At 75.3% G+C, this 15552-nt stretch carries 1 protein-coding gene; it reads left to right on the plus strand.

Translation table 11 applies throughout. The features are described 5' to 3' along the window. Positions 1-15534, plus strand: a 15534-nt coding sequence (locus tag ACIGWZ_RS38430) for a type I polyketide synthase (RefSeq protein ID WP_400072531.1), incomplete at its 5' end; no start/stop codon positions are given. Positions 15535-15552: the final 18 nt, after the last annotated feature.

Below are 15552 nucleotides of genomic sequence, written 5' to 3' on the forward strand. Positions count from 1 at the left end.
GGGGCCGTGGCGGAGGCCCTCGCGGCGAACGGTGCCGAGGTGCGCCGTCTGGTGCTGGACGAGGAGTGCGCCGACCGTACGGTGCTGCGCGAGCGTCTCGCCGAACCGGCGGGCGCCGACGGCCTCACCGGCATCGTCTCCGTCCTCGCCGAGGCGGAACGGCCCGGCGTACGGGGCACCGGTCTCGTCCTCGGTGTCGCGCTCACCGTCTCCCTGATCCAGGCGCTGGGCGACGCCGGCATCGACGCGCCGCTGTGGGCCCTGACCCGCGGCGCCGTCTCCACCGGCCGGTCCGACGCCGTCACCGCACCCGTCCAAGCCCAGGTCATGGGCATCGGCTGGACCGCAGCGCTCGAACACCCGCAGCGCTGGGGAGGCGTCGTCGACCTGCCCGGCACGCTCGACGTGCGCGCCGGGCAGCGGCTCGCGACCGTCCTGGCCGGCGCGGCCGGCGACGACGACCAGCTCGCCATCCGCTCCTCGGGCGTGTTCACCCGCCGTATCGTCCGCGCCGATGCCGCCCCGGCGCGTGCTTCCCGGGACTGGAAGCCGCGTGGCACGACGCTCGTCACCGGTGGCTCCGGCACCCTCGCCCCGCACCTCGCCCGCTGGCTCGCCGGACAGGGCGCCGAGCACCTCGTCCTCGTCAGCCGCCGCGGCCCGGACGCCCCCGGAGCGGCCGAACTCGCCCTGGAATTGCAGGAGTTCGGTACGGCCGTAACCGTGGCGGCGTGCGACATCACCGACCGCGACGCCGTCGCCGCGCTCCTCGACGGCCTCAAGGCGGACGGCCACACCGTCCGCACCGTCGTCCACACCGCCGCCACCATCGAGCTGCACACCCTCGACGTTACGACGCTCGACGACTTCGACCGCGTCCTGCACGCCAAGGTCACCGGCGCGCAGATCCTCGACGAACTCCTCGACGACGAGGAACTGGACGACTTCGTCCTCTACTCCTCCACCGCCGGCATGTGGGGGAGCGGGGCACACGCCGCGTACGTCGCGGGCAACGCCTACCTGTCCGCCCTCGCCGAGCGGCGCCGCGCCCGCGGTCTGCCTGCCATGTCCCTGTCGTGGGGCATCTGGGCCGACGACCTCGAGCTCGGCCGCGTCGACCCGCAGATGATCCGCCGCAGCGGCCTGGAGTTCATGGACCCGCAGCTCGCGCTCGGCGGGCTCGAGCGGGCCCTGGACGACAACGAGACGGCCATCGCCGTCGCCGACGTGGACTGGGAGACCTACCACCCCGTCTACACCTCCGGACGGCCCACGCCGCTCTTCGACGAGGTGCCCGAGGTCCGCCGACTGACCGCGGTCGCGGAAGCGAGCGCCCAGGCCGTCGTCGAGGGCGAGTTCGCCGCCGCGCTGCGCGCCCTGTCCGACGCCGAACAGCAGCGCAAGCTTCTGGAGACCGTCCGCGCCGAGGCCGCCTCCGTCCTGGGGCTGTCCTCCGCCGACGACCTCACCGACCAGCGGGCCTTCCGTGACGTCGGATTCGACTCGCTGACCGCCGTCGGCCTGCGCAACCGGCTCGCCGCCGTCACCGGTCTGACACTGCCGTCGACGATGGTCTTCGACCATCCCAACCCGGCCGCCCTCGCCGCGTTCCTCAAGTCCGAGATGACCGGCGTCCGGTCCGCCGGTGCCGCCGCCGTCCCCGCGAGCGGGCCCGTCGACGACGACCCGATCGCCATCGTCGGCATGAGCTGCCGCTACCCCGGCGGCGTCGCCTCCGCCGACGACCTGTGGCGGCTCACCCTCGACGAGGTCGACGCCATCTCCGGCTTCCCCGCCGACCGCGGCTGGGACGCGCAGAGCCTGTACGACCCGGACCCGGACCGGCCGGGCCGCACCTACTCCGTGCAGGGCGGATTCCTGCGCGACGTCGCCGACTTCGACCCCGGCTTCTTCGGTATCTCCCCGCGCGAGGCCCTCTCCATGGACCCGCAGCAGCGGCTTCTCCTGGAGACCGCGTGGGAGGCGTTCGAGCACGCCGGCATCGACCCCGTCGGCCAGCGCGGCGGCCTCACCGGCACCTTCATCGGTGCCAGTTACCAGGACTACGCCTCCAGCGTGCCGCAGAGCGAAGGCTCCGAGGGGCACATGATCACCGGCACCCTCTCCAGCGTGCTGTCCGGACGCGTCTCCTACCTGTTCGGTTTCGAAGGACCCGCCGTCACCCTCGACACCGCCTGCTCGTCCTCCCTGGTGGCGCTGCATCTTGCCTGCCAGTCCCTGCGCAACGGCGAGAGCTCCCTCGCCCTGGCCGGCGGCGTCAGCATCATGTCGACACCGATGCCGTTCGTCGGCTTCAGTCGGCAGCGCGCCCTCGCGGAGGACGGCCGCTGCAAGGCGTACGCGGAGGCCGCCGACGGCATGACCCTCGCCGAGGGCGTCGGCCTGATCCTCCTGGAGCGGCTCTCCGACGCCCGCCGCAACGGCCACCAGGTCCTCGCCGTGATCCGCGGCTCCGCCGTCAACCAGGACGGCGCCTCCAACGGCCTCACCGCCCCCAACGGCCCCTCGCAGCAACGGGTGATCCGCCAGGCCCTCGCCAACTCCGGCGTCCGGGCCGACGAGATCGACGTGATCGAGGGACACGGCACCGGCACCGCGCTCGGCGACCCGATCGAGGCCCAGGCCCTGCTCACCACCTACGGCCACGACCGCGACCCCGGCCGGCCGGTGCTGCTCGGCTCGGTGAAGTCGAACATCGGCCACACCCAGATGGCGTCCGGCGTCGCCAGCGTCATCAAGCTCGTCCGCGCTCTCCAGGAGGGCGTCGTACCGAAGTCCCTCCACATCGACCGACCCTCCACCCACGTCGACTGGTCGTCCGGCGCCATCGGCCTGCTGACCGAGCGCACCCCCTGGCCCGAGACCGGACGGCCGCGCCGCGCCGCCGTGTCCTCCTTCGGCCTCAGCGGCACCAACGTCCACACCATCCTCGAACAGGCACCCGCCGAGGACGGCGCACCCGCCGAGGACGGTGCGCCCGCGCCGCGGCCCCGCGACGGTCTCGTGCCTGTCGTGGTCTCCGGACGCGGCGAGGCCGCCCTGCGTGCCCAGGCCGCCCGGCTGCTGTCCCTCGTCGAGGAGCGGCCCGACCTGCACCTCACCGACCTCGCGCACTCCCTCGCCACCTCGCGCGCCGCACTGGAGCGCCGCGCCGCCGTCGTCGCCGCCGACCGCGACGACCTGATGCGCGGCCTGCTCGCCCTGCGCGACGGCCTGCCCGGCCCCGGCGTGGTCCAGGGCGGCGCGGGACGCGGCCGTACGGCCTTCCTGTTCACCGGGCAGGGCAGCCAGCGCGCCGGCATGGGCGGCGAACTGTACGACCGCTACCCCGTCTTCGCGGACGCCCTCGACGCCGTACTCGCCCGCGTCGACGGCGCGCTGGACCGGCCGCTGCGCGAGGTGCTGTTCGCCGAGGCGGGCTCCGCGGAAGCCGCCCTGATCGACCGGACCGGCTACGCACAGCCCGCGCTGTTCGCCGTCGAGGTCGCGTTGTTCCGCCTCGTCGAGTCCTGGGGCATCGCGCCGGACTACCTCGCCGGACACTCCATCGGCGAGATCGCCGCCGCACACGTCGCGGGTGTCCTCTCCCTGGACGACGCGTGCACCCTCGTCGCCGCCCGCGGCCGCCTCATGCAGGCGCTGCCCGAAAGCGGCGCGATGATCGCCCTCGAAGCCGCGGAGGACGAGGTCCTGCCCCACCTGGAGGGGCTGACCGGCCAGGTGTCCGTCGCCGCCGTCAACGGCCCGCGCTCCGTGGTCGTCTCGGGCGTCGAGGAAGCCGCGCTCACCGTCGCCGCCGTCTTCGCCGAACAGGGCCGCAGGACCACGCGCCTGCGGGTCAGCCATGCCTTCCACTCGCCGCTCATGGAGGCGCTGACCGACGACTTCGCCGCCGTCGCCCGCGGTCTGACCTACCACCCGCCGGTCATCCCGTTCGTCTCGAACGTCACCGGCACCCTCGCCACCGCCGAGCAGGTCTGCACGCCCGACTACTGGGTCGGACACGTCCGCGACGCGGTGCGTTTCGCCGACGGCATCGGCTGGCTGTCCGCCCAGGGCGGCGTCCGGACCTTCCTGGAACTCGGCCCGGACGGCGTCCTGTCCGGCATGGCCCGCGAGAGCCTCGCCGACACGCCGCGCACGGCGCTGCTGCCGACGCTGCGCGGCGACCGGCCCGAGGAGCAGGCACTGGTCACCGCCGTCGCCGCCGCCCATGCGCACGGCGTCGGCGTCGACTGGCCCGCCTACTTCGCCGGCAGCGACGCACGCCGCGTGGCCCTGCCGACGTACGCCTTCCAGCGCGAGCGCTACTGGCCCGACACGACCGGGGAACCGGCCGCCGAACCCGTGGGCTCCGCCCTCGACGCCGAGTTCTGGGCCGCCGTCGAGCGCGACGACGTCGAGGCGCTCGCCGCGTCCCTCGACCTCGACGACGCGACCGTCACCGCGATGGTCCCCGCGCTCACCGCCTGGCGCCGCCGCCGCGGCGAGCAGTCCGAAATCGACTCCTGGCGCTACCGCGTCACCTGGAAGCCCCGCAGCGGCTCCACGGCGCCCGCCACCCTCACCGGACGCTGGCTCGTCCTCGTCCCGCGCGACCACAAGGACGAGGCGACGGCCGCCTGGACCGCGGACGTCGAGGCCGCCCTGGGCACCGCCACCGTCCCCGTCGAGGTCGCCGGCACCGACCGGGCCGCCCTCGCCGACCGGCTCACCGAAGCCGCCGGAGACGGCGGCGAGTTCAGCGGCGTGCTGTCCCTCCTTCCGCTCGCCGCGGGAGACGCGGGCCACCCCGGCGCACCCGCCGCCCTCACCCTCACCACCGGCGCCGTGCAGGCACTCGGCGACGCGGGAATCGACGCGCCGCTGTGGAGCATCACCCGCGGCGCCGTCGCCGTCGGCCGCGCCGAGCGGATCACCGACCTCGACCAGGCCGCCGTCTGGGGCCTCGGCCGGACCGTCGCCCTCGAACTGCCCGCCCGCTGGGGCGGCAGCGTCGACCTGCCCCCGACGCTCGACACCCAGACCGCACGCCGCCTGCGCGCCGTCCTCGCCGGCACGGACGGCGAGGACGCCGTGGCCGTACGGCCCTCCGGCGTGTTCGTCCGCCGCCTCGCCCACAGCCCCGCCGGCACCGGCAGCGCCCGCACCGCCTTCGACCCGGCGGCCGGGACCGTCCTGATCACCGGCGGCACCGGCGGCATCGGCGGACACCTCGCCCGGCGCCTCGCCCGCGACGGCGCCGCGCACCTGCTGCTCACCAGCCGCCGCGGCCCAACGGCGCCCGGAGCCACCGAACTCCGCGCCGAACTGGAGGAGTTGGGCGCCCGCGTCACCGTCGCCGCCTGCGACGCCGCCGACCGCGACGCGCTCGCCGCCCTGCTGGCCGACGTGCCCGAGGACGCTCCGCTCAGCGCGGTGTTCCACACCGCCGGCGTGGTCGACGACCATGTCGTGGACGCCCTGACCCCGGACAGCTTCGCCACGGTCCTGCGCGCCAAGACCGTCGCCGCGCACCATCTGCACGAGCTGACCGCCGATCTGGACCTCGCCGCGTTCGTGCTGTTCTCGTCCACCGCCGGACTCCTCGGCGCCGCCGGACAGGGCAACTACGCCGCGGCCAACGCCCACCTCGACGCCCTCGCGGAACACCGCCGCGCCCAGGGCCTGACCGCACTGTCCGTCGCCTGGGGCCCGTGGGCCGGATCCGGCATGGTCGCCGACACCGCGGCGATCGCCGAGCGCGTCCGCCGGGGCGGATTCGAACCGCTGGCGCCCGAAGCGGCCGTCCGCGCGCTGCTGCATGCCGTCGACAATGACGACACCGCCCTCGCCGTCGCCGACCTGGACTGGGAGAAGTTCCTCCGCGCCTTCGCCGCGGTACGCCCCCTGCCCCTCGTCGCCGACCTGCCCGAGACCGCCCGCGCCGCGACGCCCGCCCCGCCCGGCGCCGAGTCCGGCCTGCGCCGGCAGCTCACCGACCTGCCCGCGAACGAACGCGCCGGGCACGTCCTCGACCTGCTGCGCGCCCAAGTGGCCGCCGTACTGGGCCACTCCGACCCGTGCACCATCGAGGACGACCGGGCCTTCCGCGACCTCGGCTTCGACTCCCTGACCATCCTGGAACTGCGCAACGCGCTCAACGCCGTCACCGGCCTGAGCCTGCCCGTCTCCCTCGTCTACGACCTGCCCACGCCGCGCGAGATGGCGGACTTCCTGCTCGCGGAACTGCTCGGCACCCTGCCCGACGACACGGCGGCCCCGCTCGCCACCACGGCCGTCGACGACGACCCGATCGCCGTCGTGGGTATCGCCTGCCGCTTCCCCGGCGGCGTCACCACACCCGAAGAGCTGTGGCACCTCCTCCAGGAGGGCCGCGACGGCATCGGCCCCTTCCCCGACGACCGCGGCTGGGACCTCCAGGCCCTCGGCGCCGGAGCCTCCGCCACGCTCGACGGCGGATTCCTGGACGGTGTCGCCGACTTCGACGCCCGCTTCTTCGGCATCTCGCCGCGCGAAGCCCTCGCCATGGACCCGCAGCAGCGCCTCCTGCTCGAAACGACCTGGGAGGCACTGGAACGCGCCGGGATCGACCCGGCCGCCCTGCGCGGCTCCGCCACCGGCGTCTTCGTCGGCACCAACGGCCAGGACTACCCGACGCTGCTGCGCCGTTCCGCATCGGACGTGGCCGGCTACGTCGCCACCGGCAACACCGCGAGCGTCATGTCCGGCCGCCTCTCCTACGCGCTCGGCCTGGAAGGCCCCGCCGTCACCGTCGACACCGCCTGCTCCTCCTCGCTCGTCGCCCTCCACTGGGCCGGCCGCGCGCTGCGGTCCGGCGAGTGCGACCTCGTCGTCGCGGGCGGCGTGTCCGTCATGTCGAGCCCGGATTCGTTCGTCGAGTTCAGCACCCAGGGCGGCCTCGCCCCCGACGGCCGCTGCAAGCCCTTCTCCGACGACGCCGACGGCACCGCCTGGTCCGAGGGCGTCGGCATCCTCGTCCTGGAACGCCTCTCCGCCGCCGTCCGCAACGGCCACGAGGTCCACGGCATCATCCGGGGCACCGCCGTCAACCAGGACGGCGCGTCCAACGGCCTGACCGCGCCCAACGGCCCGTCCCAGCAGCGCGTCATCCGCCAGGCCCTCGCCGGCGCCCGGCTCGCCCCGACGGACATCGACGCGGTCGAGGCGCACGGCACCGGCACCACCCTCGGGGACCCGATCGAGGCCCAGGCCCTGCTGAACACCTACGGCAGGGACCGGGACGACGCAAACCCGCTGCTGCTCGGCACCGTCAAGTCCAACATCGGTCACACCCAGGCCGCCGCCGGTGCCGCCGGTCTCATCAAGATGCTCATGGCGATGCGCCACGGCGCCCTCCCCAAGACCCTCCACGTGGGCACCCCGTCCCGGCACGTGGACTGGAGCGGCGGCGCCGTGGCGCTGCTCACCGAGCCGCGGGACTGGCCCGAGACCGGGCAGCCCCGGCGGGCCGGCGTGTCCGCGTTCGGCGTCAGCGGCACCAACGCCCACGTCATCGTCGAGCAGGCGCCCGCCGTCGAGGCCCCGGCCGCCCCGGAGCCCGTACCGGCGGTCGCGCCCGCCCTCGTCCCGTGGATCCTCTCCGGACGCAGCCGCGCGGCGCTCCAGGCGGGGATCGACCGGCTCACCGCCCACACCGCGGCCCACACCGACCTGTCGCCGCTGGACATCGGCCGTTCGCTGGCCACCGACCGCACCCTCTTCCCGCACCGCGCCGTGCTGCTCGCCGGCCCGGACGGGGTGCGCGAGGCGGCCCGCGGAAGCGCCGCACGCATCCCCGGAAGGACCGCGTTCCTCTTCTCCGGCCAGGGCGCCCAGCGCAGCCGCATGGGCCACGAACTGTACGAGCGCTACCCGGTCTTCGCCGACGCGCTCGATGCGGTCCTCGCGCAGTTCGACACCGAGCTCGACGTCCCGCTGAGGGAGGTGCTGTTCGCCGCGCCCGGCACCCCCGACGCGGAACGTCTCGACGAGACCGGATGGACCCAGCCCGCGCTGTTCGCCGTCGAGGTCGCGCTGTTCCGGCTCGTCGAGTCCTGGGCGCTGACCCCGGACCTTGTCGCCGGACACTCCATCGGCGAGATCGCCGCCGCACACGTCGCCGGTGTCCTCTCCCTGGAGGACGCCTGCCGGCTCGTCGCCGCCCGCGCCCGTCTGATGCAGGAACTCCCGCGGGACGGTGCGATGGTCGCCGTTTCGGCCACCGAGGACGAGGTCCTGCCGCTCCTCGACGAGCGGACCTCCCTCGCCGCGGTCAACGGACCGGACTCCGTCGTCGTCGCCGGAGCCGAGGACACGGTCCTCGCTGTCGCCGAACGCTTCGCCGCCGACGGCCGCCGCACCCGGCGGCTGCGGGTCAGCCACGCCTTCCACTCGCCGCTGATGGATCCGATGCTGACGACGTTCGCCCGCGTCGCCGAGTCCCTCACCTACCACGCGCCGCGCATCCCCGTCGTCTCGAACGTCACCGGCGCACCGGCCGGACCCGAACTCGCCACCCCCGCCTACTGGGTCCGGCACGTCCGCGAGACCGTCCGCTTCGCCGACGGGGTACGGGCCCTGCGCGACGCCGGCGCCACCACCTTCGTGGAGATCGGCCCGGACGGTGTGCTGTCCCCACTGACCCAGCAGATCCTCGACACCGAGACATCCGGCACCGGGACATCCGACACCTCCGGCGCCGCCGCGGTGGTCGTGCCGCTCCAGCGCCGCGACCGCGCCGAGGACCACGCGCTTCTGGAAGCCCTCGCCACCCTCCACACCCACGGCGCCGGACCGTCCTGGCCCGCCTACTTCGAAGCCACCGGAGCCCGCCGCGTCGCCCTCCCGACATACGCCTTCCAGCGCGACCGCTACTGGCCCGAGCCCGCCTCCCCCATGAGCGGCGACGCCCAGGACCCGGTCGACGCCGCCTTCTGGTCGGCCGTCGAGCGGGCGGACCTGGAGAGGCTGTCCGCCTCCCTCGGCCTGGACGGCGACACGGTCACCGCCATGGTGCCCGCGCTGTCCGCCTGGCGCCGCCGCCGCGGCGCGCAGTCCGCCGCCGACACCTGGCGCTACCACGACAGCTGGACCCCGCTCCCCACGCGTCAGGCACCCGCCGTCGGCGGCCGGGCCCTGGTACTCGTACCGGCCGGCCACGCCGACGCGGACTGGGTGGCCGCCGTCGTCACCGCGCTCGACGCCGACACCTTCACCGTCGACGCCGAACCCGGTTCGCTCGCCCGGCAGTTGGCCGCGGTCGAAGCCACTCCGTGGAGCAGCGTCGTCTCGCTCCTCGCCGCCGGTTCCGCCGCGCTGCCCGCCGACGAGTCCTGGCCCGCCGCCCTGCTCGCGGCACTGACCGACGCCGGCGTCGACGCCCCGCTGTGGTGCGTCACCCGCGGGGCCGTCGCCCTGGAGGGCGAGGCACCGACCGCCGTCGGACAGGCCGCCCTGTGGGGCCTCGGCCGGGTCGCCGCCCTCGAACACGCCGACCGCTTCGGCGGCCTCGCCGACCTGCCCGCCGACGTCGACGAGCACGCCGCCGGTCTGCTCGCCGCGCACCTGGCCGCGCCGGACGCCGAGGACCAGATCGCCGTCCGCGCCACCGGCATCCACGGCCGCCGCCTCGTCCGCACCCCCGCGGACCAGGACGGCGCCACCTGGCAGCCCCGCGGCACCGTCCTCGTCGTCGGCGGCACCGGCATCATGGGGGGCGCCGCCGCCCGCCGGCTCGCCCGCGACGGCGCCCGCCACCTCGTGCTGACCGCCCGGCCCACCGCGGAACCGGCCGACACCTCGGCCCTGCAGAGCGAGCTGCACGCGCTCGGCGCCACCGTCACGGTCGCCGTCTGCGACACCACCGACCACGACGCCCTCACCGCCCTCCTCGACGGCCTGCCCGACAACGAACCGCTCACCGCGGTCGTCCACGCGGGGGAGGACGGCGCCGCTTTCGCCGGCACCGCGGCCGCCCTGACGGCCGCGCTCGCCCCGGTCACCGCACTGGACGCCGCACTCGCCGGCCGGCCCCTGGACGCCTTCGTCCTCTTCGGCTCCCTCGCCGGAGTCTGGGGCGTCCGCGGCCGGGCCGCCGAAGCCGCGTGCGGTGCCTACCTCGACGCCTTCGCCCGCGCCCGCCGTGGGCGCGGCGCCCCGACGCTCGCCGTCGCCTGGGGAGCCTGGTCCGACCTGGTAGGCGCGTCGATGGCCGCCCATCTGCGGATGAACGGCCTGCCGGCGCTCGACGCCGACGTGGCCCTCACCGCCCTCGGCCGCGCCGTCGCCGACGGAAGCCCCGCCACGATCGTCGCCGACGTCCGCTGGGAGACCTTCGCACCGGCCCACCTGGAGGCCCGCCGCACCGCCCTGCTCCGCGCGCTGCCCGAGGCCCGCACGGCCCTCGCCGAGGCCGAACGCGACCGCGCCGAACGGCAGACGGCGACCGACGGCTACGGCCGGTGGCTCCTGGAGCAGCCCGAGGCGGACCGCGACGACATCCTGCTCGCCCTGGTGACCGAGAAGGCCGCCACGGTCCTCGGCCACGCCGACAGCTCCCTCATCGAGCCCGACCTGCCCTTCCGCGACCTCGGCTTCGACTCGCTGACCGCCGTCGACCTGCGCAACCAGCTCACCGCAGGCACCGGCATCGCCCTGCCCGCCACCCTCGTCTTCGACCACCCCAACCCGGCCGAACTGGCCCGCCACCTGCGCACCGAACTCCTCGGCGAACTCGCCCCCACCGCAGCCCCGGTGGCCGCCCTGGCCGTCACCGGCGACGACCCCGTCGTCATCGTCGGCATGGCCTGCCGCTACCCCGGCGGGGTCACCTCGCCCGAGGACCTGTGGCAGCTCGTCACCGACGAGGTCGACGCGGTCGGCGACTTCCCGACCGACCGCGGCTGGGACCTCGACGCCCTCGCCGGCGACGGACCGGGCCGCAGCGCCACCGCCCAGGGCGGATTCCTTTACGACGCGGCCGACTTCGACCCCGGCCTGTTCGGCATCTCGCCGCGCGAGGCCCTCGTGATGGACCCGCAGCAGCGGATCCTCCTCGAAGCGTCGTGGGAGGCGCTGGAGCGCACCGGCATCGACCCGGCGACGCTGCGCGGCAGCGGCACCACCGGTGTCTTCGTCGGCGGCGGCTCCGGCGACTACCGGCCGCCGGAGGAGGCGGGACAGTGGCAGACCGCCCAGTCCGCCAGCCTCCTCTCCGGCCGTCTCGCCTACACCTTCGGCATCCAGGGCCCGACCGTCTCGGTCGACACCGCGTGCTCCTCGTCGCTGGTGGCGCTGCACCTCGCCGCGCAGGCCCTGCGCTCCGGCGAATGCTCCCTCGCGCTCGCCGGCGGTGTCACCGTGATGGCGACACCGGTGGGCTTCGTCGAGTTCAGCGCCCAGGGCGCCCTGTCGCCCGACGGACGCTGCCGCGCCTTCTCCGACGACGCGAACGGCACCGGCTGGTCCGAGGGCGTCGGCATGCTCGTCGTCGAGCGCCTCTCGGACGCGCGGCGCAACGGCCACCGCGTCCTCGCCGTGCTGCGCGGTTCCGCCATCAACCAGGACGGCGCCTCCAACGGCCTGACCGCCCCCAGCGGACCGGCCCAGCAGCGCGTCATCCGCCAGGCCCTCGCCAACGCCCGCCTGGAGCCCGCCGAGATCGACGCCGTCGAGGCGCACGGCACCGGCACCAAGCTGGGCGACCCGATCGAGGCGCAGGCGCTGCTCGCCACGTACGGCCAGGACCGCGACCGGCCCGTGCTGCTCGGCTCGCTGAAGGCCAACATCGGCCACACGCAGGCCGCGTCCGGTGTCGGCGGCGTCATCAAAATGGTCCTGGCGATGCAGCACGGCCTCCTGCCGCGCTCCCTGTACGCCGAGAACCCGTCGTCGCACGTCGACTGGAGCGCGGGCGCGGCGCAGCTGCTCACCGAGCACACCGCCTGGCCCGAGTCGGGCCGCCCGCGCCGCGCCGGCGTCTCCTCGTTCGGCGCCAGCGGCACCAACGCTCATGTGGTCCTCGAACAGCCCGCCCACACCGCGCCCCCCGAGCGGCCCACCGGCGACGGCGCGACGCTGCCGGTCCTGCTGTCGGCCCGTTCGCGGAACGCGCTGCGCGACCAGGCCCGCAGGCTCCTCGCCCATCTCGACCGGCACCCCGCCGCCCGGCCGACCGACCTCGCCTACTCCCTGGCGACCACCCGCGCCGTCTTCGAGCACCGCGCCGCCATCACCGCCGGTGACCCCGAGACCCTGCGCACCGGCCTGGCCGCGGTCGCCGAGGGCGCCACCTCCGCGCATGTCGCCGAGCACCATGTCGAGCGGACACCGAAGCGCGCCGTGCTCTTCTCCGGTCAGGGCTCGCAGCGGCTCGGCACGGGCCGCGAACTCCACGCCGCGTTCCCGGTGTTCGCGGCGGCCCTGGACACCGTCCTCGACCACCTGGACGGCGCGCTCGGTGCGTCCCTGCGGGACGTGATGTGGGGCGAGGACGAAGCGCCCCTCAACGACACCGGGTACGCCCAGCCCGCCCTCTTCGCCGTCGAGGTCGCGCTGTTCCGGCTGTGGGAGTCCTGGGGCGTGCGGCCCGACTTCGTGGCGGGTCACTCCGTCGGCGAGATCGCCGCGGCCCATGTCGCGGGTGTGTTCTCCCTGGCGGACGCGTGCCGCCTGGTCGCGGCCCGCGCCGAACTGATGCAGGCCCTGCCGCGCGGCGGCGCCATGGTCGCCGTCGAGGCCACCGAGGACGAGGTGACGCCGCTGCTCACCGACGGCGTCTCGCTCGCCGCCGTCAACGGCCCGTCCGCCGTGGTCCTCTCCGGCGACGAGGACGCCGTCGGCAAGCTCGCCGGCGTCCTGGCCGAGCGGGGCCGCAGGACCTCGCCGCTGCGGGTGAGCCACGCGTTCCACTCCGCGCTGATGGACCCGATGCTCGACGCGTTCCGCACGGTCGCCGAGAGCATCGACTACCGGGAGCCGCGCCTCGCCGTCGTGTCGAACCTGACCGGCGACGTCGCCACGGCCGAGGAGCTGTGCACCGCGGAGTACTGGGTGCGGCACGTCCGCGAGACCGTCCGGTTCGCCGACGGGGTGCGGACCATGGCCGGCCGGGGCGTCGGCGTCTTCCTCGAACTCGGCCCTGACGCCGTCCTGTCCGCCATGGCGCAACAGAGCGCGCCCGACGCCGTCACCGTGCCCGCCCTGCGCCGCAACCGCGGCGAGGAGGACACCCTGATCGCCGCGGTCTCCCGGCTCCACGTGCACGCCGCGGGGCCGCGCTGGGACGCCTTCTACGAGGGCCGCGGCGCCCAGTGGCTCGACCTGCCGACCTACGCCTTCCAGCGCGGCAGGTTCTGGCCCGACGTCATGCCGGGCCTGGCCCCGGCAGCCGCCGCGCCGGGCGAGCCGGCCGAGACCGACGCGGCCTTCTGGGACGCCGTCGCGAAGGAGGACTTCACGTCGCTGGAGTCCGTCCTCGACGTCGAGGGTGACGCGCTCTCCAAGGTGCTGCCCGCGCTGTTCGACTGGCGCCGCCGCAAGGCCGACGAGTCCCAGGTGGACAGCTGGCGCCACCGCATCGTGTGGAAGCGGCTGACCGGCGCGGCCCTGGCCCACCGCAAACCGCTCACCGGCACCTGGCTGGCCGTCGTACCCGAGGGCCTCGCCGACGACGCCTGGGTGCGGACCGCGCTCGACGGACTCGGCACCCCGCTGGTCCGCGTCGAGGCACCGCGGGCCGACCGGAAGGCCCTCGCCGCCACCCTCCGCGACCAGGCACCGGACGGCACGCGCTTCGCCGGCGTCGTCTCGCTGCTGGCCCTGTGCGACACCGCCACCGGCGACGTACCCGACGGCGTCGCCCTGACCACCGCGCTCCTCCAGGCACTCGGCGACGCGGGCATCGAAGCGCCCCTGTGGTGCGTCACCCGCAGTGCCGTCGCCGCCAACCGCTCGGACCGTCCGCGCCGCCCGCTCCAGGCCGCCGTCTGGGGGCTGGGCCGAGTGGCGGCCCTGGAGTACCCGCAGCGCTGGGGTGGCCTCGTCGACCTGCCGGACCGGCCCGATGAGCGGGCCGCCACCGGACTCGCCGCCGTCCTGGCCGGACTCGACGGGGAGGACCAGGTCGCCGTCCGCGGTACCGCGGTCCTCGCCCGCCGCCTCGTCCCCGCCCCGCCCCGCCGGCCGGCCCGCGGCTGGGACCCGACCGGCACCGTCCTGATCACCGGCGGCACCGGCGCCCTGGGCGCCCACGTCGCCCGGCGGCTGGCCCACGACGGCGCCCAGCACCTCGTGCTGCTCAGCCGCCGCGGCCCGGACGCGCCCGGCGCACAGCAACTGCGCGACGAACTCGACGCGCTCGGAACCGACGTCTCCCTCGCCGCGTGCGACGTGGCCGACCGCGATCAGCTGACGGCGGTCCTCGACGCCATCCCGGCCGAGCGTCCCCTGACCGGCGTCGTGCACGCCGCCGGCGTCCTCGACGACGGCGTTCTCGACCGGCTCACCCCCGAGCGCTTCCAGGAGGTCTTCCGGTCGAAGGTGACCTCGGCGCTGCTCCTCGACGCACTGACCCGCGAGCGCGACCTCACCGCGTTCGTGCTGTTCTCCTCCGCCTCGTCCGCGGTCGGCAACCCCGGCCAGGGCAACTACGCGGCGGCCAACGCCGTACTGGACGCCCTCGCCGAGGAGCGGCGAGGGCTCGGCCTGCCGGCCACCTCGGTGTCCTGGGGAGCCTGGGGAGGCGGCGGCATGGCCGGCGCGGGCGGCGCCGGTGAGGCGGCCCGGCGCGCGGGTGTCGGCGCCATGGATCCGCGGCTCGCCGTCGAGGTACTGATGCGGCTCGTCACCGAGAAGGAGCCGACCGCCGTGGTCGCCGAGGTCGCCCTCGACCGGTTCGCCGGAGCCTTCGGCGGGGCACGGCCCGGCGCCCTGCTGCGGGAGTTCCCCGGCTACCGCGAGTCCGTCGCCGCCGCGGCGCCCCCTGCGGACACCGGCGGCCACCTCGCCGACCGGCTCGCGGCCATGCCGCGCGGCCGCCGCCTGGACACCGTCGTCGACCTGGTGCGCGCCCGCGCCGCGAAGGTCCTCGGCTATCCGGACACCGAGGCCGTCGGGGCCGAACGGTCCTTCAGGGACCTCGGTGTGGACTCGCTCGGCGCCGTCGAGCTGCGCAACCAACTGGGCACGGCGACCGGCCTGAACCTGCCGGCGACGCTGGTCTTCGACCACCCCACCCCCACGGCACTGGGTGAGTTCGTCCTCGCCCTGCTCGTTCCCGGCGAGCCCGCCGTATCCGACGACGAGAGCGAGATCAGGGCGGCACTGGCCTCCGTACCGCTCGACCAGCTGCGCGAGATCGGTGTCCTGGAGCCGCTGCTCCAGCTCGCCGGACGCGGCGGTCCCGCGGCCGACGCGGCCGACGAGTCCATCGACTCGATGACAGTGGCAGACCTGGTGCGGGCCGCGCTCAACGGCCAGTCCGACCTGTAGCGCGATTGATGGAGCAGA

The organism is Streptomyces sp. NPDC053427 (assembly GCF_044544985.1).
Classification (GTDB): Bacteria; Actinomycetota; Actinomycetes; order Streptomycetales; family Streptomycetaceae; genus Streptomyces.